The following is a 20,048-nucleotide window of genomic DNA, read 5'->3' as shown; positions in this document are numbered from 1 at the left end:
GTTTCCCTCCATGGGCTAAAGTGTGTAGCAATTACAGCCGACAGCTGGCCAACGGAGGTTCACATGCCTGTCGTGAAGAAACCCGGAGCCGATACCCTGGTGTATTTCTGGTTTGCGGTTGGACTGGCCGTGTTCGGCATGGTCATCCAGCAGATCGGCGCCATCATGATGCTCAAGGGCGCGCTGGAGCTGAACATCCTGGAAGTGACCACGCTTCACCTGGTCGCATGGGGCTGCTACACCGGAGCCCTCATCTTCACCATCGTGGTCATGCACAAGGCCATTGCCATGCTGATTTACCTGGTGCATCACCATCGTCCGCTGCCGCCACGAACGGGGGCGGTGATCCGCGATGCCCCGGTAACGGCCCAGACCCCCGATACGGCCACTGCCGGGCAGGCACCCGGTGCGGCAAAGGCCATGGAAGATCCACTGGGCAAGGAAGAGCCGCCCTCCGGGGCCAAGCTAAAAACCTTTCCGCGGCAGGCGCTGGGTGCAGTGCAACCACAGGACCAGCAACAGGGCGCCAAGCACCAAAACACCCGAAACGGCAAAGACCTCGCGTAGCGAGTAAGCGGAGGCAACCAGACCCAAGACCCATGCGCCCACGGCGGTGCTCACATCCAAAGCGAAGAAGTACGTGGCGCTGGCCCTGCCGCGGGCTTCCGGTTTAGCGCTGAGTACCGAAATTGAATTCATCGCCGGGCTGACCACGCCAGCGCCGAGGCCAAAGCAGGCCCCGGCGATAATGAGCATGGCCATGGAGGCCGAAAAGTAGATCAGCGCCATCGAGCCGGCCGAGAACAGCACGCCGAAGCACACGATCGCAGTCAACGACATGCGACGGCGCAACCACCCCATGAGCAAACGGGAGATCGCCAACGCAACACCGCTGGCGACGAAGAATAACCCCACATTGCCCAGCCCTTGCTGTTGCCCATAAGCGGCCAAGAAGGTGTTCACGCAGGTCGTGCCGAACATGAAGCACAACATGACGGTGGCAGGACGCGAGGCATCCTTTTCCACCAGTTGCAAGAATCCGCGATTGGCCGCCGAGCCTGCATCGCGAATCATCCCCTTTTACGGCGAATTCGAGCTGAACCGGTAGTTCCACTGTACGCCCGCTGGCGGCAAATGGATCCCGGTGATTTTCCGCTGCTTTCGCCCCTCACCGGCACGCAGCCGCTAGTTCGGGCCGAGCACCAGGAACAGCGCAGATCCGCCCAGCGCACAAAGCGCCAGCGTGGTCATCAGCACCGCCACCACGTCCGCCTGGACCTTCTCGTGCTTGACCCCGAGGGCCATGCGCCGATACCGCGCACGCTGCGAGAGCAGGATCCCCAGAGCCATCGACGAGGACACCGCGATCAGCAGGATCATGCCGATGCCGTAGTGCGGCAGCCAACGCAGGAAAACGGCCGAGACCACGAGAAAGGAAACCATCGTGCGATTCCACGCGAAGATGGTCCGCTCGGGCTGCAGGCCCGCATCGGCGATCTCGATGGGCTCGTCTTTCACGAGCCGAGGGACCAGAAGATCATGGCGATGGCCGCCAGCGAGGCCACCACTGCACCGAAGGCCAGCAATGGGACAATGGCGGGAATCGGCAGCGGGCGCCCGGTGCGCATGCTGCGTTCCACGCGGACCCAGCGCACGGCAGCTCCTGCGGCGATCAGGATGCCGACGCCGATCACCAGCACCGCCAGCCAGGTGCGCAGCGGCGAGGGGAAGGCCTCGGCAGCGAAGGCCTCCAGCGCGGTGCCGCCCGCGAGGAATGCCAATGAGGTGCGGATCCAGGCCAAGAAGGTGCGCTCGTTGGCAAGGGTGAAGCGCGGGTCAGGTTCACTGCCCTGCGGCAATAGCCAGCGTGAAATCCGGCTGCGTTCTGGCTCGGCCATGACCCTCCTTGGTTTGCATCGTTGCTATGAGCATACCCAACCGATTATCGGTTAAACCTATTTAGTTGGTTGATAAAAACAGTTTTACGAATGTGATCCAGCGCATAAGAATGGAATGCAGCACTTGAACCAAAGAAAGGGCGCATTCCATGGCCTCCACCAATCTCAATCCCCGCGTCGTTACGCTGGGCACCGCCGGCGGACCACGCTGGTGGACCGGCGAGAACGCAGGCAAGCGCGCGGGAATTTCCACCGCAGTAGTCGTGGGCGAGAGCGTCTACCTGGTGGATGCCGGAACCGGCGTGGGCAACCAGCTGATGAAAGCCGGCTTCACCCCTGCGAACCTGCGCGGCATCTTCCTCACGCATTTGCACTCCGATCACACCATCGATCTGGCTTCGCTGGCCATCTTCGGGATGTTCACCCTGCCAGCCGGCAAGGCTCCGATTTCCATCATCGGCCCGGGCGACCGCGGCGCCCTGCCGCCAGCGTCCCCGCGCGCCGCCACCGCCCCGCGGCCGCTCTACCCGCAGAACGCGACTCCGGGAACCGCCTCGATGTTCGACCACCTGATGCAGGCCTACGCCACGGACTTGAACGACCGCGTGATCGACGCCCTGCGTCCCTCCCCGCTGGACCACTTCATCGCCTCGGACATCGAGCTTCCGGCCGGCACCGGGTACCACCCCAACGAGAACCCGACGCCGAAGGGGTTCACGCCGTTCGAGATCTACCGCGACGAGCTGGTCACGGTGACTGCAACCCTAGTCAAGCACCCGCCGATCGCTCCGGCCTTCGCCTTCCGCTTCGATACCGCAGAAGGCTCGGTGACCATTTCCGGAGACACCGCGCCCTGCCAGAACCTGGTGGCCCTGGCCCGGGATACCGACCTGCTGCTTCATGAGGCCATCGACTTCGACTGGGTGCAACGCGCCTACGGTTCGGTTGGCACCTTGGAAGCCCAGGCTTCGATGGACCACCACCGCGCCTCGCACACCTCGCCGGAGCAGGCGATCGAGATCGCGCACCAGGCCGGGGCGAGCACCCTGGCCCTGCACCATCTGGTCCCCGGAACTACGCCTTTGCAGGTCTGGGAAGCCCACGCCGCGAAATTCTCCGGCAACTACCTAGTGCCCAACGATCTGGACACGATATCCTTTTCCCGCGTCAACAGTGAAATGGCGGCAGTACGATGAGCAGCACCCTGAATAATGGCAACGGCGTGGAGGCACAGGCGTTGGTTCCCTCGCTGAAATCCCCGCAGATGCGCCGGATCCTGGCTTCCAGCTTCATCGGCAGCGCAATCGAATTCTACGATTTCATCCTCTACGCCACGGCGGCCTCGCTGGTCTTCAACAAGGTCTTCTTCGTGGGCCTGACCCCGGGCGTAGCCATCTTCGCTTCCTTTGCCACCTTGGCCGTGGGCTATCTGGCCCGACCGCTGGGCGGCATCGTGTTCGGCCACTTCGGCGACAAGATCGGCCGCAAGGGCGTGCTGATCACCTCGATGGCGATGATGGGCGGTGCATCGACACTGATCGGCCTGCTTCCTCCCACCGCGCAGATCGGCATGCTGGCCCCCATCGCACTGATCACCCTGCGCATCGTCCAGGGCCTTGCCGTGGGCGGCGAATGGGGCGGCGCCATGCTGATGGCCCTCGAGCACGCACCGAAGGAACGCCGCGGTTTCGCCGCGAGCTTCGCGAACATGGGCGGCCCGGCCGGCGCCGTGATGGCTACCTTGGCGGTCTCCGCCGTCTCCATCATGCCCAATGAGCAGTTCCTGGCCTGGGGCTGGCGGATTCCGTTCCTGATCAGTATCGCGCTGGTGGGCATCGGGCTGGTCATCCGCCTGAAGGTCACCGAATCCCCGCTGTTCCTGGCCCTTGAAGACAAGGCCGAAGAGCGCAAGACCCCATTCATGGAGGTCATCACCAAGTACCCGAAGTCCGTCATCCGCGGAACCTTGGTGGGCATGAGCTCCTACACGGTGCAGGGCCTGATGACCGTCTGGGCCATCTCCTACGTGGTCGAGGAAGTCGGCATGGACCGCACTGCGGTGCTGAACATCAAGGCCATTGGCGCCGCGTTGACCGTGGTGGGCATCTGGGTTTCATCGCGCTATTCAGACAAGCTGGGCCGCCGCCCGGTCATGATGGTCGGCATCCTCGCCGGCGCCGTGGCCGCCCTGCCGATCATGTGGATGCTGGAACTGGGCCAGCTGTGGCTGTTCGCCATCGCCCTGTTCGTGGCCAACGGCATCATCCAGGCGTTCATCTTCGGGCCGTTCGGCGCGTTCACCGCCGAGCTGTTCCCCACGCGCATCCGCTACACCGGCGCCTCGCTGGTCTACCAGCTCTCCTCCACCGTCGGCGCAGGCTTCACCCCGATGATCGTCGCCGGACTGGTACTGCTGGGCGGCGGCTCACTGTGGATCGCCGGCGCCGTCTGGGCTGGAGCGTTCATTGTCGCTGCGCTGGCCATGCGCGGCATCAAGGAAGGCCGCGATGCCGACCTCGAAGCCGAGGAGATGAGCCACTAGCCTCCTGGCTGGCTAAAGCGCGAGGCCGGTTGGAACCTACGGGTTCCGGCTGGCCTCGTATTCTTTCTCGGCCCCGGTTTCCTCGCAGAAATCCAACAAGGCGCGCAGCCGCAGGCTCGGGCGTTCCGAAGCGGTGTAGGCCACGCAGATGTCGCTGACCCCGACCTCGCCCTCGATCTCCAGCACCGACAACGGCAACCCGTCGTAGCTCAGGTTGACCGGCGGGCGCTGCACCAAAACCGTGTAGCCCAGCCCGCGGGCCACCAACCCGCGCACGGCCTCGAAGCTCTGCGAACTCCAGCGCACCTTCGGATCAAGGCCCGACATGCGCAGGTTCACCAGCTGGTTATCGCGCACCGTGGGAATGTCCAGGGAGACGAAATCGTCGTCGGCCAGCTCGGCCAGCGCGACGGATTTGCGGTTCGCCAGCCGATGATTGCCGCCTACCAGCACATAGGGGCGGCCCGACATCACCCGGCGCCAGGAAACCTGCGGCAGCAGGTGGCGGGTGTGGGTGAGCACCGCATCCAGATGGCCCTTGAGCATGCGCTCCTGCAGCTCGGCGCCGTCGCCTTCCACCAAGGTCACCTGCAGGTCCGGGTGGACATTGGTGAAGCGTTCGCAAATCACCGGGATCCAGAAGGCGGCCAGCGAGGAATAGCAGCCGATCACCAGCGGACCGGAGAGCTTGGTCTGGCGTTCGACAATCAGGTCCTGCACCTCTTCGGCATGGCGCACCAGCGCCCGCGAATCCAGCAGGAAGTCGGTGCCGACAGCGGTGAGCACCACCCCTCGCGCCCGGCGGCGCACCAGCAGCTGGGAGCCGACGGCGCGTTCCAGCTCGTCCATCGACTGCGACATGGCCGCCTGGGAAATATGGCACTGCTTCGCCGCCGCGGAAATGGAGCCGAGTTCCGCTACGGCGACGAAATATTGCAGCTGGCGCAGGGTGTAATTGATCACCCACACAGTCTAGCCAGCGGGCGATACTGCAGCGGCAAAACAGCAGGCCCGGCATCGGCAAAGGACGCTGGACCTGCTGGGGAAATGGAAACTACTTCGAGGCGCCGATCGCCCACACCCGTGGAAGCTCGGTGCCATTGACCGCCAGATCGCCAATCAACCGCGCCTTGAATACCCAAGGGTTGTGGTTGCCGGCGGTACGGGCATTGCGCCAGTGCCGGTCCAGGTTCTTGCTCACGCTCGTGGCGCTGGCAGCCAGCGCATCGAAGGCATGGGTGATGGCGTTGAGCACCAGCGGGGTCAGCACCACCTGCGCCTGGGCGCTGGCGAGTTCGGCGGCGTCATTGGCCGCTTCGTCTGCTTCCGCGCTCGCCTCTCCGGTGTGCAGTGCCAGCGCAGTTTCATAGGCTTCCTGCAATGCTGCCGAAACGCGTTGAACCGTCGCCGCGGCGGCGAAGGATGCAGCGGAGACCTCGCCGATCACCTGCAGCAGCTGCGGATCTTCGGCCGCCACATTGGCCGCTGCATGGCTGAAGGTCCGCTTGCGCGCTTTCAGCTCGGCGGCGAAGTCCCGCTCTGCCGCCTTGGCGGAGCCGGCCAGGACCGCCAGCAGCACCTGCTGGTAGAAGGCGGTCTGGTACTTGAAGCGGGTGTCGAAGTCGATCAGGTCTTCCTCGGCCACAATCGCATCGGTGAAGGTGGAGGTTCCGGTACCCGTGGTGCGCTGGCCGAAGCCATCCCAGTCATCTGCCAGCTCGACACCGGGCTGGTGGCGGTTGACCGCGGCGATCACGCGTTTTCCGGTGTCGGTGCGCTCGGCATAGGTGTCCAGCCAGTCAGCGAAAATCGAGCCGGTGGAATAGTACTTGGTGCCGTTGATCTTGAATCCGCCCTTGCCGTCCGGGGTGACCTTGGTGATCACGTCCCCGACCTTCACCGTTCCAACCTCGGTCCACGAGTTGCCCACCAGTTCACCGGCGGCGAAGCGGGCCAGCCACTTGTCACGACCCGGACCCGGCTCTGCCACCAGCCGATCCTCGACAAACGCGAAGTGCGCGCGCAGCGCCTGGGCGATATTTGAATCAGCGGCCGCGAGCTCCACGAACAACTCGAAGAGTTCGGGCAGGCTCGCCCCGGCCCCGCCGTGCGATTCAGGGACCCGGACTGCGCCGAAGCCGGCGGCAGCCAGGTCGGCCACCGCCTGGTAGGGCAATTCTCCGGTACGGTCGCGTTCGGCAGCGCCCTGCGCGATGTCCGCGAAGAGCGGGTCAAAACGGGCCTTGAGCCCTGCGAGCCGAGTGCCAGTTGCATGTACAGTCATCGTTGAATCCAATCCGTGGGAATTTCTAGGTGTAGAGCGAGAGCGGCTGGGATTCTCCGCGCAGGAAGTACGCGCCGACCTCGATCTTCTTGTAGTCCACCGGGTCATGCAGCGAGTGGGTGCGCACATTGCGCCAATACAAATCCAGGCCCACCGAGCTCGCGGTCGAGGATGATCCGGTCACCTCGAAGACCCGGTTCGCCACCTCGACGCCCACCTCGGTGGAGACCACCTTGGCTTCGGCGATTTCCACCGCCAGCGCCGCCCGCTCGGGCTGGGTGACGTCTCCGGCCTTGGACAGCAGTGCATCGAATTTCCGGCCGAGCTTCTCGACCAGCGCCGCCACTGCGGCGGTGCGGGCCTTGAGCTCCCCGACGGTGCGCTGGAAAATCGGGTCCTGCGAGTAGGTATCTGCCTGCGAGAACAGCCAGGCGTTCTTGCGGCCCAGCAGGATCTGCTTGCCGCGCTCCAGCGCTCCTTCGGCGATGCCCAGGTAGAAGTTGGCGAATGCCAGCTGGATGCCCGGGGTCAGCAAAGTGGACACCGGTTCGTCGGTGACCTCGCCCAGCAGATCCTGCGCTTCGATACGCACGTTGTGGTACTTCAGCGAGTTGGATGCACTGAGTCTCTGTCCCAGATAATCCCAATCATCAACCAGTTCCAAGCCTTCGCGGTCGCGCGGAATGACGAAAGCCAGTATCTGCCCTTGACGCTCTCCTTCGGTGACTTCAGCATTTACCACAATGACTTCACCCACGCCGGAGCCGGTCGAGAAGCGCTTGGAGCCATTCAGGCGGAAACCATCGCCCTCCGGAACGAGGGTCAGCGTTGGATCGACCGGGTTGACCGAGTCGCCCCAAAGCCATCCGCCTTCGACGGTACGTTGCCACCACAGAGCCTGGCATTCCGGGACCGAGTAGAAAGCTATCCCCGACTGGTTCACGTAGTGGTAGGCCAATAGCTGCGAAATGGAGCCATCCGCGGCGGCCAAAATGCGGACTACCTCAAAAGCAGTTTCCCAGTGAGCCCCTGCTCCGCCGCATTCTGCAGGCACCAGAAGGTTCAGCAATCCTGCTTCGCGCAACGCCTGCACTTCGGCGAAGGGCTGGGCGTTCTCGCGATCGCGCTCTAACGCGTCAGTCGCCAGATGCTCAGCCACTTGCTGGGCGACGTCACGCCAATGAGCGAGTTCTGCTTCATCGGCAGTGCCGGTGTATGGAACGCGGGGTAATTGTGTACTCAGGACAGTCATCTTCGTTCTCCTCTTGAGCTATGGATTCCGAAGGATGCAGAAAATTCTGCAGATCCATCGAACCTGGCGTTAGCACTATCTGCGGGAAGCAGACTTGCTGCGGCGTCGCGGAGCCAGGTCTCTCAGCCGCTCTGGATGGGTAGCAGTATCAGTGAAACACCGCAGGGAACATCACGGAAGGAATGCCGTCATCTGGCGGAATATCGTCATTGTTCGACATCTTCAGCGCCCTGCGAATCGGTGAAAGCACCGTCATATTTCCTCATATGTCACCGGGAGCCGAGTACTGCTTCAGGTGTTTGGCTCGCCTTTGACTCTGCTGCCGAGGCCTTTCCTGCATAGGCACCGCGGTAGGCAGCGGCCGGGTGATGGTCAGCTACCCGCGTCTTGCCGGTACCTGCCAAATATTCGCGTAGGGTGTTGCCCTCGTAACCAGCCCATGCCCGTCCGCGCTTTTGCAGTTCGGGAACCACAAGATCGGTGAATTGCTCAAAAGAACCTGGGGTGATCGCGTAGGCCAAATTGATCCCGTCTAGCCCGGACTCGTCCATCCAACGCTCGATTTCATCTGCGACCGTTTCTGCAGAGCCCACGAGCACCGGCCCGATCCCACCCACGCCAAGATAGTCGGCAATGGTGTTTGGGGTCCATTTCTGCTGTGGATTCGCAGTGGTGAAAATCGAGACAGCCGAACGGGCGGCATTGGTTTCCAAATACTGTAGCTCCGCATCGGGTGCATACCGGCTTAAATCAAGACCGGACCAGCCTCCGTAGAACGTCATGGCGCCCTCGCGCGAGGCATAGGACTGGTATTCGCGGTAGAGCTTCTCTGCTTGGGCATCCGAGTCGGCCACCACGGTGGTCATCAGCGCGTAGAACTTGGCTGCGTCCCGGGGCCTGCCCACCAGCTCGAACTCGTCACGGATGGCATCGGTCTGACGGCGGGTGACCGCAGTATTGATCGAATTCAGGAAGATGCCCTCGGCATGCTGCGCCCCAAAACGTCGCCCACGGGAAGAAGCGCCAGCTTGGAAGATCGCTGGAGTGCGCTGGATGGAAGGTTCGGACAGATGAATGCCCGGCACATTAAAGTACTCACCGTGGTGGTTGATCGGGTGCACCTTCGAGGGATTGGTGTAAACACCACGTACGCGATCCTTGATGACTGCGTCTTCTTCCCAGGACCCCTCCCAGAGCTTATAGACCACGTCCATGAACTCATCGGCCACATCGTAACGGGCATCGTGATCCAGCTGACGGGCCAACCCCAGATTGCGGGCCGCTGACTCCAGGTAGCTAGTCACTACATTCCAACCGATTCGTCCACGGGTGAGGTGGTCCAAAGAAGAGAACTTCCGGGCCAGCGCGTAGGGCTGTTCATAGGTCAGCGCGGAGGTCACGGCAAAGCCGAGATTCTTGGTGGCCGCGGCCATGGCTGAAACCTGCATGAATGGATCATTCAACGGCACCTGGTCGGCATCGAGCAGGGCTGGACCGCTGGAATTCTGGTACACGTCATAGATGCCCAGCACATCGGCGAGGAATAGGGCATCAAAGCCGCCGCGCTCCAGTGTCGTGGCCAGTTCCACCCAGTATTCGAGGGTGTTGTACTCATCGGCGCGATTCTGCGGATGACGCCAAAGTCCCGGACTTTGGTGGCTAACGCAGGTCATGTCAAAAGCATTCAGGTGGATGCGCTTGCCCATTATTCACTACTTCCTTTCACGGAGATGGTTCGCGGCTGTTGTTTGACCCCGCGTAGTAACGCGAAGACACCGGTAGCCTTTGGCCCCTTATTACGTCCAAGCACCACGGCTGCGAGCAATATCGCCAGCAGAACCAACCCGCGGGCCAGGTCCTGCCAGAAGAACGACAGACCGATCAGGTTCAGCCCGTTATCCAGTAGGCCGAAGATCACCACACCGATTAGCGTTCCCCCCACGGATACACGCCCGTAACGGCTAATAGTTGCCCCGATAAATACCGCACCGATAGCGTCCATTAAGTAGGCCTGGCCGCTGCCCGGAACATACCCATTGGAACGAGCAGCCAGCACCACTCCTGCGAATCCGGCAATCATCGCGCACAAGAGGTATGCACTGGAAATCAATGCATTAATCCGCAAACCGGAGATTTTCGCGGCGCTCGGCTGCTCGCCAGCCATGGTCAGCTTGCGCCCGTATCGGGTGATCCCAAGCAACAAGGCCACCACGCCTGCAATGGACACGGTGTTGATGATTGCGGCATCAACGTTCAGGAAGTATCCCCTCCCGATCACCGCAAAGCCGTCCGGTACCAGCGGCGCCGACAAGTAAATCGGTGCACCGCCGCTGGTGAGCAACTGTTGCACGCTGGTCCCGACAAACCACACGCTCAGCGTGGCCAGGAAAGCCGGGATCCGCAAGATCACGATCAGTAGTGCGTTCACCAGTCCCACGGCCAGAGCGAACAACAGACCGCCAACCACTGCCACCCAAGCACGATAGCCGTCATGGATTAGCCAAGCGCTGGCCAAAGCACCCAGGTCGAGGGCCACGCCAATGGACAGGTCAATGCCGCCAGCCCGCACCACCAGAGTCAACCCGATAGCGACCAAAGCAAGCAAGGCCACCTGTCCAAGGATCCCAACGAGGTTTCCAACGGTGAAAAACACCGGGCTGAGCAACGAGAAAACGATCAGGATCAGGGCCAATGTGGCCGGAGCCACGAGCCGTGACACCTTGATCGCATGACGGTTCTTCCTGCTTTCTGGCTCAGACGGGCGAGGGGCCGGAGCTGAGGGCGCGGCAAGAATTTCTGTGGCGGTCATCGGTTCTTCCTTCCGCGCAGGGTCACGCTAGCCAGTACCAGCAGGATCAACATGCCCTTGGCCGCACCAACCCACTGGCTAGCGACGCCGAGCGAGGTCAGTCCGTTATCCAGGGCGGCGATGAGCACCGCGGCCAATACGGTGCCAACTACGCTGACCAGTCTTCGACGAGAGAAAATGATGGACATGTAGGCCACCAGAATGATGTCCAGCAGAATTTGCGTACCAATGCCCGGGACTGCGGCCGAAAGCCTCGCCACCATTAGCGTTCCGGCCAGGCCAGCCAGTGCCGAGCCGAGTACATAGCTGGCTAGCCGGTATTTCCGCGGGTCAAGTCCCGCCACTTGGGCTGCGGTAGGGTTCTGACCCACGGCGTAGGAGTTCACTCCCCAGCTGGTTTTGCCATATACCCACCAGCCCAGTGCCCCGATGAGCAGCATGATCCAGGCAGCCAACGGGATCCCCAGGAACACAGTGCCCCGTGCAGTCTCAAAGAAGCCACTGGTCACCGCGATCTTCAGATTCTGGTTGAAGACTAGTTCGAGTGACGCGGCTACACCCATAGTCGCCAAGGTCGCCAGCAGCGGGCGCAGGCCCAGAGTGACCGAGAGGCCGTTGATCACGCCGATCACGGTGGCAACCAGCACTCCATAGAGCACCGCCAGCAAGCCCGGGGTTCCGGCTGATGCGGCCAGAGCGGTCACCGTTCCAGATAGTCCTGCCACCGCACCGGTGGAAAGGTCGATTCCTCCGTTGAGTACATCGTCGCCTCCAGCGATGATCACCATCGCGAGTCCCACTCCGGCAATTCCGAAGACCGAAGCCTGTGTCAGGATGGTGGCGATATTCGACGCTGTCAGGAAAAATGGTGAGCCAAAAGCAAACATCAGCAGTACCGCGGCAATGCCGGCGTAGCCGGTCCAAGCGGCCAGGTTCGGCTTTTTACGCCGTGTACCAAGCGCAGGTGCATCGTTGATAGGAGCGAGCGTGGCGCTCATGCGTTCACCTCTTCGCGTTGTGTTCCGGTTGCTTGACCGCTGGAAGCCAAATGCAAGATACTTTCGGTGCTCATCTGGTTAGATGGCAGTTCAGCGATGATTCGACCGCGATACAGCACCAAGACCCGGTCGGCAAGGCCCACTACCTCTTCAAGATCCACACTCACCAATAGCGCTGCCGCTCCCCCTCGAACCAACTCTGAAATCTGCGTGTATATGTGCGCACGGCTTCCCACATCAACACCAGACGTAGGCTGGTCCAAGACGAGAACGTCTGATCCCTTGGCCAGCCAGCGGGCCAGAACGGTCTTCTGCTGGTTACCACCAGAGAGGCCGGAAGCTACCGCTTCTGGATCGGCTGGACGGATATCCAAGCGTTGCACCAGTTCGCTGGCGGCATCCCGCTCCCTGCGAGCATCCAGCAAGCCCAGGCGCCGTCCGAGCTTTCGCAGGCTTGCAGCGGCAATATTCTCACGCACGGTGTTGCGCAAGAAGATTCCATCTTGGTGTCGATTCGATGGGACGTAGGCGCCGGCACGAGCGACAAAGTCAGCTGCAGAAGTCACCGGTCGACCGTGCAACACGGCAGAGCCCGTGTGTGAATGGAGGCCGGTGATCGCATCGGCGAGCACCTCAATACCTGATCCCACCAATCCCGTGACGGCGACGATTTCTCCGGGGGCTACCGCGAGATTGATGTTGCCCAACTTGCCAGCGACCGACAGGTCCACCAGTTCGAGGGCAGGCTCGCCCTGAACAGGACGTACCTCGTGCTTCTGATGTGAGAATTCATTGACCTGATTACCTAGCATCAAGCCGATGACATCTTCAATGCTGTCCCCGTCCGCGAAGCTGGCATCGCCGGCATTCTTGCCGTTGCGCAACACCGTGATCCGATCGGTAATCTGCTGCAGTTCTTGCAGGTAGTGCGAGATGAAAATAATTCCTACACCACGATCGCGCAGGTGGCGGATGGTGCCGAAAAGCTGTGCGACTTCGTCATTGGCCAACGGCGCGGTCGGCTCGTCCAGGATCAGCACTTTGGGTTCGGCCAACACTGCACGGGCTATTTGGATCAGTTGTTGCTGAGCAACACTCAGCTCATCAACGAAAGCCGCCGTATCCAGCTCCTGACCGGTGGTTCGCAAGATGTCGGCCCGAGCTGCTTCTTGCACGCTACGCTCACGGCGCCAGAGTCCACGGCTCTTGGTAGTTCCCAGATACAGTTGTTCGGCGACGGTCAAGCGACCGGCCAGGTGACGGTCCTGATGGATGACTTCAATGCCCAATGCTTCGGCGTCGGCCGGTCGGCGAATTTGGACAGCCTGCCCAGCAAGGTCAATCTGCCCAGAGTCTAGGGTGTACAGCCCTGTGAGGATTTTTATCAGAGTGGATTTTCCTGCGCCATTCTCGCCCACCAACCCGAGTACTTCGCCAGCCCGCAGTCGAAGTTGGACATTGTCGAGCACAGTGACGGCGCCAAAAGATTTACGTATGCCGGCCATGCTCAGCAGTTCATTAGATCCCGTTGTCATTGCGCACCTGATTCACGTTTTCCTTGTCGACGAAAATTGGCTCGACATAGCTGGTATTCGGAACCCGATCAGTTTGTCCATCAAGGAACAATGCGATATTCGCGGCCGAGGTTGTGGCCATTTGCTTGATGGGTTGGGCGACTGTGAATTGGTATGAGCTCTCTGGATTCGCGATCAAATCCAAGGCTCCAGGTTCTGCGTCCACACCGTAGAGCTTGATGTCGTTATCCGTAGGGTCTATGGCCTGCGCAGCACCAATCAGCGGCATATCCCAGCAAGACCAGATTGCGTCAATTTCACCTGCTGGCAGCCTGCGCAGCTGATCCTGAATCTGGTTTTTGGCATCTTCAATAGTGCCCTCGTACTTGTCCTGCAGTTCAGGGGAGATCTTCTCGATGTTTGGATAATCTTCGAGAACCAAGTTCAAGCTGTTGTATCGAATCCGGCAGGGAGTCACGCCGGGGAAGCCATTGAATACTAGGATCTTGCCCTTGCCATGGAGGTCCTCGGCCATGGTGCGAGCTAACGTGGTTCCTACGTTCCAGTTGTCGCTAGTGACATTGTTCTTCGAGTATTCACTCTGGAAGTCGATGGTGAACAGTGGGATCCCGGCGGCGTCCACTTTAGCCAAGGCAGGGGTGAGCGTTTGCGCATCACCCAAGATCACCACGATGACGTCTGGAGACTGGGTAATCAGGTTTTCCACGTCAGAGACGTGCTTCTCATCTTTGGCCTCGGCCTGGGTAGCGATGACTTCTCCGCCAAGCTCTTCGACTCGTTCTTGGATTTGCTGGTAGATCACACGCGAGTAGTCGTGCAGGATGTCTTTGGCAGCGATGCCAACTTTTTTGCCCTCGAGTGAAGGGACATCGTCAATACTCTGCTCCTCTTGCGGGTTGCTGCTTTGCGCCGCAACCGGCGCTAATTCTGGGCGTGGCTCCTTTAGCGAGCAACCGGTAAGCAGTGTTACTGCTGCCATGGCTGTGGCAAGAAATTTTAAGGTGTTCGGTCGAGTGCGAGTCATGCCGTCCCTCTCGTGGAAATATTGAACCGAGGGATCCCGAACAGAAGTTCACACTTCGTGGCCCGGAAGTTCCATCGATCCTGGCGTTAGCACTACCTGCGGGATGCAGGCTTGCTGCGGCGTCGCGGAGCCAGGTCTCTCAGCCGCTCTGGATGGGTTGTGCTCCGAGTCAACCACTGCCGGCAGCAGTCTTGGAAGGGCACTGTCATACGAGGGAACGGCAGGACAAAATACGTCATCTTCGAGCCTCCTGCCTGCCTGATCGATGGCAGCGCGGCCGTCATATGACCCTTGAATGACGAAATTTGAACTCGGGAACTGCTCTGCCTCCGAATAGGATGGCTGTTCACGGCGAATAGTCAGAACAGGTGGAACGTGGATCCAGCAGGCGTCATCCCCTTCATGCTCGGGTTGCTGGGCATCACTTTGGTGGCAGCGTTCCTCGCACCCATGGCCCGGGATGGAAAGCTCGCGCGCAATGCGGCCATCGGCATCAAGACGCGCCATACCTTGGCCAGCGACGAGGTCTGGCTGGCAGGGCATCGGAAGGCTGCGCCGCTGATGGCCGCGGCTTCATGGGCAGGCTGGGCCATGCTGGCCGGTGCAGCGATTCTCTGCGTGCTGGGCCAGTTCGGTTTCGCCTTCGCCACGACCGGCGCAGGTTATCTGGCCATTATCGTGTTGCTGATGGTCTCGGCTGCCAAAGCGAACAAGGCCGCGCGACGCGTCTAGCGGGCAGGCCTTCGCTCTTCGGCTACCAATTTCAGACACATGCTTAAAGCAACGGATCGCACCATCGGCAGATGGTGCGATCCGTTGCTTGCGCGGTCAGCGTCCTACTACAGCAGTACGGCTCCGAGAATCAGTACGGTCACAAACGCCGCAGTGCCTTGGATGGCGGTCGCCACGCTCAAGGTCTTATACGCGGTGATGACCGGAATCCGGCTGAGTTGCGAAACAACCCAGAAGTACGAGTCGTTTGCATGCGAAACAACCATTGCACCGGCACCGACAGCCAGCACGGTAAGCACCATGCCCAGCTGCGAATCCAAGCCAAGCGAACCGAGCATCGGGGCGACCAGAGCAGAAGTGGTCACCATTGAAACGGTGGACGAGCCCTGCGCGGACTTCAGCGCAGCAGCGATCAAGAATGGCACGGCCAGGCCCAAGCCCAGTCCGCTGAGTGAATCGGAAAGGATCGTGGTCAGGTCCGAAGCGGCCAGTACCGCGCCGAAGCCAGCGCCGGCGCCTGTGATCAGCAAGATCGGAGCGGCGGTGCGCACCGCTTCCTTCATCTGCTCATTGAAGACCGACAGCTTGTTGCCACCGCGCAACAGGAAGGTCGCGGCAAACAGGCCGAAGATCAGCGCGATAACCGGAGTACCAAGGAAGGAAAGGATCTCAAGTGCCGTTCCCTCGCCAATAGGGTGCGATGGCAGCTTTGCAATGGAGGCGGCACAGATCAGTACCAGGGGAACAAGGATCGGCATGAATGCCATCGCCGGCCTAGGCAATTTGCCGAAGCTTGCACGCAGCTGCTCGTAGTCGAGTTCGGCGATGTCATGCTCGTCGTCGCTGGGCAGCGGGGTCCACTTGGACTTGTTGAACCGGCTGGCGTAGGCCAAGCCTGCAAGGGCCGAGATCGCGGCAACTGGCAGTCCGACTGCAATGATCAAACCCAGATTCTCGGCAATGCCGATGCTTTCTGCCGCAGCCAACGGGCCCGGAGTTGGCGGCACCATCGTGTGGGTGGCATACAGGCCGGTCATCAGCGCGATAGAAGTCGCCAGCGCCGAGACACCGGTGCGCAAGGTGATGGCTTTGCGAAGGGAGTTAAGGACCACGTAGCCCGAGTCGCAGAAAACCGGAATGGAAACGATGTAGCCGATGATCGACAGGGTCAGGTTGGGGAATCGTGTACCCAGAACCTTGATCAGTGCATCTGCCATGGAGATCGCCGCGCCGGATTTCTCCAGAATGACGCCGATCATCGTACCGAAGAGAATCACCAAGCCGATATTGCCCATGGTGCTGCCGAAGGCCGTGGTGACCGTCGATGCTACTTCAGCCAGCGGGATGCGGTAGGCAAAGGCGGCAAGGATCGCGGCGCCTATGAGGGCAAGGAAGGGGCTGATCTTGAAACGTGCCGTGACCATCACGATGGCCACCACAAGGATCAGCAGAACAAGTAGTTCATACACGGTAAGTTGGCTCCTTTGCCAATATCGGTAGTTCTCTGCGTCCAACGTGCAATAGTGCAACCGGTGGATCAGCTTGATCGGCAAAGCTGCTCAAGGCTTCGCCTATTTGGCCAGATAGCTAGGGGCAATCCCGAATCCTTGGCACAAATATCGATCATTGTGCCAATACTAGGAAACGGGAACCCGAATACCTATGGGCACGCGACCATAATTGCCTGCACTCAGCAGTTGCGATATGTGCATTCAACCAAGTGTGCAGGGGCTGGGTTTGGCTGTGCGGACGAAAAGTACCGGCAAGTGCAGGGCATCGTGCGGGATTAGAAAATGTCCAATTGGCTCAGTGCCACTCGCGCATAGATTCCATGCTGCAGCTTCAGGAACTGGCTGGATTGCCGAACGTCGATACCGCTGACCTGGCTGATCCGTTCCAGCCGTTGCACCAGGGTATTTCGGTGGATATGCAGATCGGTGGCCGCTTGGCTCATCGACGCAGCAGTCGCCACGAGCAGCAGGGTTCTGGCTTGCTCCGCATTGAGTCGTTGCGCTGTAGTTGCCACATGCTCCAAACTGCGCGCCGGGGTGCGGGCAATGGCCACCGCAATTTCCCTGCTCCACATTGTGCGCTGGGAACTGCGGGGAACGAGGTTAGGGTAGCGCAGCACTGCGCGCAGCGCCTCGGTTTCAGCCATGAGTTCCGAAGCCGATTCTACGGTTGCGGACACCAAGGAACGCTCCTGGTTTGCATGTTCCGGGGCGAACGCGGGTTTGCTGGCTGCGCAGAGCCTCCAGTACGCACCAGAAAGATTGATCCACGAGGTGCGGACATGCTCCTTCGCCGGCTGCTCCAGCAGCGGCTCCTCGACGCTTCGAGGAATCCAGGCCTCAATTTGCTTCGGTCCCCGCAAGCCATGAGCGCTCAGCGAGCGGTCAATGACTTCAGGGGCAGCGCGTCCTGCAATCAAAGCCGAAATAATATCGCGGGCTTCAGTTTCACGCCGGGCACTGCGCGAGTGTTCGCGTTCTTGATTGATGAGCAGCTGGACCGTCAAGGCGATCAGCCCGGCCAAGGGCTCCACCTCATGAGGCGCACCGGTCACCCCGACCACGCCGCACAGCTGATCGTTGAGCGCGAACGGCACATTGACTCCAGGCTGGGTTCCCGCTGACCCGTCTGCTTGGCTGACCCGGATGACCTCGTCGCGCCGAATAGCTTGGGCACTGCCCTCGTGGAGGGTACCGATGCGCGCGGCATCGGTCGAAGCAATGATCACCCCATGGGCATTCATGATGTTCACATTGCGATTGATGGTCGGTGCAATGGTGTCGACGACCTTCTGCGCCAAAGCGCTAGCCAATCGAGGTTGCTCCATTTCACTCATGCCCTCATCTTATCTGTCACACAATACGTGGTGGCAGAAACACGTAAGCGGTTATTGAGGATCTGTGCCATGGCACTAATGGTGGTTATTCGAACCACTCTGCCTTAACCATCCGTGATCAGCTAGGTGTGAGCCGGGTCACGGTTCGCAGATTGACCGTCGAACGCCTCACTGCAGAAAATTTTCCTATCTGGAAAATACATTAATAGCTTGACAGTGCATTGGATCACACGCAATATGTTTATAAGATTTCGGCCAGGTTGCATCCCGCACAAATGCGTTTATTGTCCGAAAAGAACAGATGGGGAGTAGCAGTTGTGAGAAGAATCAGGTCATCCGGGGCGCTTTTGGCGCTTTTCCTTTTATTCATCTGTGCCTTTTTCGGCTACCCGCTGGCAATGCTCATTTATGGCACCTTCCGCAGCGGCCAGCCTGGCACCGAAGGATCCTTCGGCCTCGCTGGAATCGTAGATGCCTATGGTGATCCGGCAACATGGGATACGTTGTGGGCGTCGGTTATTTACGCTGTGGCAGTACAGAGCATTGGCATTATCGGCGGATTCATCTTTGCTTGGATATCCACGCGAACCAAGACTCCCGCTGGCCGATCCATCACTCCGGTCATGGTCACCATCTTCGCCATCCCGACCCTCTTCTTTGCGATCAGCTGGGGCATGATGACTTCCCCCACTGGCCTGCTGACCCTGATTTTCGGTGTTTCAGCCGATGGAATGCCCCGCCTGGATGCATACTCCTGGATGGGCCTGATCGTTGTCAGCGGCTTGAAGAGCATCTCGGTCATGTACCTGTTGCTGCTGGGTCCAGTTCGTGCGCTGAACCGTTCACTCGAAGAAGCAGCGCTGTTATCGGGTGCCAACCGGCTGCGTTTGTTCCTTGATATCAACATCCCAATCCTGCTGCCGACGCTTTCCGGCTTGGCCATCCTTGGCTTTGTTAACTCGCTCGGCCAGCTGGATGTTGCACTGATTCTTGGCGTACCGGCTGGTATCTACGTGTTCCCAACCCAGATCTACGATTTCTTGGCCACTACGCCAATCCGCTACGACTCGGCGAGCGCCTTGGCCTTGCTGCTCATCGCTATCATCTACATCTTGGTTGCCATTCGTTCCAAAGCAATCGGCAATCGCAACTTCATCACCGTCACGGGCAAGGCCTACCGCCTCGAAAAGGAAGAAATAGGTCGCTGGAAGTGGGCAGGCTTCTCCCTCTTCGCTGCCTACGTCACGATTGCGCTGGTACTCCCCCTAGTACAGCTGATCATCGGGTCCTTCCAACCCGTACTCGGCGTCGCTGGATTCACCTTCAAGCACTATATAGGGCTATTCGATTCGTCAAAGGTTGTCAGAGCGCTGGAAAACACCTTGGTCATGGGCGTTATAGGCGGCTTGTTCGCCACCATCTTGGCCGTCCTAATCAGCTACGTGGCCTTACGCAACAAGAGTCGCTGGGCACAAGTCCCGGAAATGATTGTCTGGGCTGTCGTTGCGGTGCCAGGCATCGTACTGGCACTGGCAATCACCTGGGCTTACCTCAGTGTTCCGGGCCTGAAGAACTTGTACGGTTCGATCTGGATCGTGCTGATTGCTCTGGTTATCGTAGTTACTCCAATTGCGCAGCGGGCAACCTCGGGTCCAGTTGGCCAGCTAGGTGTTGAGCTGGAAGAGTCCGCTCGCATCTGCGGAGCTTCCGCACCACGAATGATGGTCACCATCGTAGTTCCGCTGATCGGCCCGACCTTCCTAGCTTCATGGTTCATTACCGGCGTGATGGCCGCTGGCAGCTTGGATATTCCGATTCTCCTCTCCAGCGCCAAGACGGAAACCGTCTCCCTGCTCGTATACAACTACTACACGCAGCTCGGAAACGGTTCGGCCGCCGCAGCTCTCCTGCTGGTGCTCTTGGTTCTGCTGGCGGCCGGAGGCGGCCTGCTCCTGGCAGCCGGAGCGCTGTTCAAACGTCTCAATTACCGCAAGACCACCAAGCGCGGGCGGCTAGTTGACGTTGCCGCTCCATCCCAAAGCTTCGATCCTGCAAATTCCCACGCCATCGAAGTAGACAACGATCCAACTACCCTGCGTCGAGTTCCGACCTCCGCTTCCAAGTGA

General features: G+C 60.2%; 18 protein-coding genes and 2 riboswitches. Of the genes, 5 read left to right on the top strand and 13 right to left on the bottom strand.

All coding sequences use genetic code 11. The features are described from left to right. The first annotated feature begins 63 nt into the window (after positions 1-63). Positions 64-567 carry a hypothetical protein gene (locus AB4Y71_RS01355; protein ID WP_441717398.1) on the top strand — a complete coding sequence of 168 codons (504 nt, stop codon included), beginning with the start codon at positions 64-66 and terminating at the stop codon, positions 565-567. On the opposite strand, the gene AB4Y71_RS01350 is transcribed toward AB4Y71_RS01355, so the two are convergent. From AB4Y71_RS01350 to AB4Y71_RS01340, 3 genes are all read right to left on the bottom strand, one after another. Further along, complete coding sequence (locus AB4Y71_RS01350; RefSeq protein ID WP_441717396.1) at positions 466-1,074, bottom strand: MFS transporter; 609 nt, start codon at positions 1,072-1,074, stop codon at positions 466-468. The genes AB4Y71_RS01355 and AB4Y71_RS01350 overlap by 102 nt on opposite strands. Positions 1,075-1,185: 111 nt before the next feature. Then, positions 1,186-1,518 carry a DUF202 domain-containing protein gene (locus AB4Y71_RS01345; protein WP_441717394.1) on the bottom strand — a complete coding sequence of 111 codons (333 nt, stop codon included), beginning with the start codon at positions 1,516-1,518 and terminating at the stop codon, positions 1,186-1,188. Then, complete coding sequence (locus tag AB4Y71_RS01340) at positions 1,515-1,898, bottom strand: YidH family protein (RefSeq protein ID WP_441717392.1); 384 nt, start codon at positions 1,896-1,898, stop codon at positions 1,515-1,517. Before AB4Y71_RS01340 ends, AB4Y71_RS01345 begins: the two co-directional genes overlap by 4 nt. Positions 1,899-2,047: 149 nt before the next feature. Here AB4Y71_RS01340 and AB4Y71_RS01335 point away from each other — a divergent pair, with 149 nt between their 5' ends. Continuing rightward, entirely contained in the window at positions 2,048-3,094 is a 1,047-nt protein-coding gene (locus AB4Y71_RS01335; RefSeq protein WP_441717390.1) for an MBL fold metallo-hydrolase, read from the top strand. Beyond that, on the top strand, positions 3,091-4,440 hold the full coding sequence (locus AB4Y71_RS01330) for an MFS transporter (protein WP_441717388.1): 1,350 nt from the start codon (positions 3,091-3,093) through the stop codon (positions 4,438-4,440). The genes AB4Y71_RS01335 and AB4Y71_RS01330 overlap by 4 nt, the downstream gene beginning before the upstream one ends. Positions 4,441-4,476: 36 nt before the next feature. Here AB4Y71_RS01330 and AB4Y71_RS01325 read toward each other — a convergent pair whose 3' ends face one another. The 8 genes from AB4Y71_RS01325 to AB4Y71_RS01290 all read right to left on the bottom strand — a co-directional run bounded on the left by AB4Y71_RS01325 (position 4,477) and on the right by AB4Y71_RS01290 (position 14,297). Further along, positions 4,477-5,403 carry a LysR family transcriptional regulator gene (locus tag AB4Y71_RS01325; protein ID WP_441717386.1) on the bottom strand — a complete coding sequence of 309 codons (927 nt, stop codon included), beginning with the start codon at positions 5,401-5,403 and terminating at the stop codon, positions 4,477-4,479. 91 nt (positions 5,404-5,494) lie between these two features. Then, entirely contained in the window at positions 5,495-6,724 is a 1,230-nt protein-coding gene (locus AB4Y71_RS01320; protein ID WP_441717384.1) for an acyl-CoA dehydrogenase family protein, read from the bottom strand. 25 nt (positions 6,725-6,749) lie between these two features. Next, positions 6,750-7,976 carry an acyl-CoA dehydrogenase family protein gene (locus AB4Y71_RS01315; protein ID WP_441717382.1) on the bottom strand — a complete coding sequence of 409 codons (1,227 nt, stop codon included), beginning with the start codon at positions 7,974-7,976 and terminating at the stop codon, positions 6,750-6,752. Positions 7,977-8,027: 51 nt separating this feature from the next. Then, a riboswitch (SAM riboswitch) is annotated at positions 8,028-8,118 on the bottom strand. A gap of 127 nt (positions 8,119-8,245) precedes the next feature. After that, on the bottom strand, positions 8,246-9,682 hold the full coding sequence (locus tag AB4Y71_RS01310) for an LLM class flavin-dependent oxidoreductase (RefSeq protein WP_441717380.1): 1,437 nt from the start codon (positions 9,680-9,682) through the stop codon (positions 8,246-8,248). Next, entirely contained in the window at positions 9,682-10,785 is a 1,104-nt protein-coding gene (locus AB4Y71_RS01305) for an ABC transporter permease (protein WP_441717378.1), read from the bottom strand. The genes AB4Y71_RS01310 and AB4Y71_RS01305 overlap by 1 nt, the downstream gene beginning before the upstream one ends. Further along, on the bottom strand, positions 10,782-11,783 hold the full coding sequence (locus tag AB4Y71_RS01300) for an ABC transporter permease (RefSeq protein WP_441717376.1): 1,002 nt from the start codon (positions 11,781-11,783) through the stop codon (positions 10,782-10,784). Before AB4Y71_RS01300 ends, AB4Y71_RS01305 begins: the two co-directional genes overlap by 4 nt. Further along, positions 11,780-13,318, bottom strand: coding sequence for a sugar ABC transporter ATP-binding protein (locus AB4Y71_RS01295; protein ID WP_441717374.1), 1,539 nt, complete (start codon positions 13,316-13,318; stop codon positions 11,780-11,782). The genes AB4Y71_RS01300 and AB4Y71_RS01295 overlap by 4 nt, the downstream gene beginning before the upstream one ends. Beyond that, entirely contained in the window at positions 13,302-14,297 is a 996-nt protein-coding gene (locus AB4Y71_RS01290; RefSeq protein ID WP_441717372.1) for a substrate-binding domain-containing protein, read from the bottom strand. Before AB4Y71_RS01290 ends, AB4Y71_RS01295 begins: the two co-directional genes overlap by 17 nt. 113 nt (positions 14,298-14,410) lie before the next feature. Further along, positions 14,411-14,501, bottom strand: a riboswitch (SAM riboswitch). A 216-nt stretch (positions 14,502-14,717) separates the two neighbouring features. On the opposite strand from AB4Y71_RS01290, the gene AB4Y71_RS01285 reads away from it, so the two are divergent. After that, on the top strand, positions 14,718-15,074 hold the full coding sequence (locus AB4Y71_RS01285; RefSeq protein WP_441717370.1) for an SdpI family protein: 357 nt from the start codon (positions 14,718-14,720) through the stop codon (positions 15,072-15,074). Positions 15,075-15,181: 107 nt separating this feature from the next. Here AB4Y71_RS01285 and AB4Y71_RS01280 read toward each other — a convergent pair whose 3' ends face one another. Then, positions 15,182-16,543, bottom strand: a complete 1,362-nt coding sequence (locus AB4Y71_RS01280) for a GntP family permease (protein ID WP_441717368.1) — start codon at positions 16,541-16,543, stop codon at positions 15,182-15,184. Between the two features lie 317 nt (positions 16,544-16,860). Next, positions 16,861-17,922: a CdaR family transcriptional regulator gene (locus tag AB4Y71_RS01275; protein WP_441717366.1), complete on the bottom strand. Its 1,062-nt coding sequence runs from the start codon at positions 17,920-17,922 to the stop codon at positions 16,861-16,863. Between the two features lie 398 nt (positions 17,923-18,320). Between AB4Y71_RS01275 and AB4Y71_RS01270 the strand changes: the two genes are divergently transcribed. Then, positions 18,321-20,048 carry an ABC transporter permease gene (locus AB4Y71_RS01270; RefSeq protein ID WP_441717364.1) on the top strand — a complete coding sequence of 576 codons (1,728 nt, stop codon included), beginning with the start codon at positions 18,321-18,323 and terminating at the stop codon, positions 20,046-20,048.

The organism is Glutamicibacter sp. MCAF14 (assembly GCF_052114325.1).
GTDB classification, from domain to species: Bacteria; Actinomycetota; Actinomycetes; order Actinomycetales; family Micrococcaceae; genus Glutamicibacter; species Glutamicibacter arilaitensis.
The sequence above is the reverse complement of the archived record's forward strand: the minus strand, read 5'-3'. Positions and strand labels throughout refer to the sequence as shown.

What these genes read in the sequence shown, in the direction of transcription:
- AB4Y71_RS01355 (WP_441717398.1), top strand. Translation starts at nt 64, where the DNA reads ATGCCTGTCGTGAAGAAACCCGGAGCCGATACCCTGGTGTATTTCTGG.
- AB4Y71_RS01350 (WP_441717396.1), bottom strand. Translation starts at nt 1,074, where the DNA reads ATGATTCGCGATGCAGGCTCGGCGGCCAATCGCGGATTCTTGCAACTG.
- AB4Y71_RS01340 (WP_441717392.1), bottom strand. Translation starts at nt 1,898, where the DNA reads ATGGCCGAGCCAGAACGCAGCCGGATTTCACGCTGGCTATTGCCGCAG.
- AB4Y71_RS01335 (WP_441717390.1), top strand. Translation starts at nt 2,048, where the DNA reads ATGGCCTCCACCAATCTCAATCCCCGCGTCGTTACGCTGGGCACCGCC.
- AB4Y71_RS01330 (WP_441717388.1), top strand. Translation starts at nt 3,091, where the DNA reads ATGAGCAGCACCCTGAATAATGGCAACGGCGTGGAGGCACAGGCGTTG.
- AB4Y71_RS01320 (WP_441717384.1), bottom strand. Translation starts at nt 6,724, where the DNA reads ATGACTGTACATGCAACTGGCACTCGGCTCGCAGGGCTCAAGGCCCGT.
- AB4Y71_RS01315 (WP_441717382.1), bottom strand. Translation starts at nt 7,976, where the DNA reads ATGACTGTCCTGAGTACACAATTACCCCGCGTTCCATACACCGGCACT.
- AB4Y71_RS01310 (WP_441717380.1), bottom strand. Translation starts at nt 9,682, where the DNA reads ATGGGCAAGCGCATCCACCTGAATGCTTTTGACATGACCTGCGTTAGC.
- AB4Y71_RS01305 (WP_441717378.1), bottom strand. Translation starts at nt 10,785, where the DNA reads ATGACCGCCACAGAAATTCTTGCCGCGCCCTCAGCTCCGGCCCCTCGC.
- AB4Y71_RS01300 (WP_441717376.1), bottom strand. Translation starts at nt 11,783, where the DNA reads ATGAGCGCCACGCTCGCTCCTATCAACGATGCACCTGCGCTTGGTACA.
- AB4Y71_RS01295 (WP_441717374.1), bottom strand. Translation starts at nt 13,318, where the DNA reads ATGACAACGGGATCTAATGAACTGCTGAGCATGGCCGGCATACGTAAA.
- AB4Y71_RS01290 (WP_441717372.1), bottom strand. Translation starts at nt 14,297, where the DNA reads ATGGCAGCAGTAACACTGCTTACCGGTTGCTCGCTAAAGGAGCCACGC.
- AB4Y71_RS01275 (WP_441717366.1), bottom strand. Translation starts at nt 17,922, where the DNA reads ATGAGTGAAATGGAGCAACCTCGATTGGCTAGCGCTTTGGCGCAGAAG.
- AB4Y71_RS01270 (WP_441717364.1), top strand. Translation starts at nt 18,321, where the DNA reads ATGCTCATTTATGGCACCTTCCGCAGCGGCCAGCCTGGCACCGAAGGA.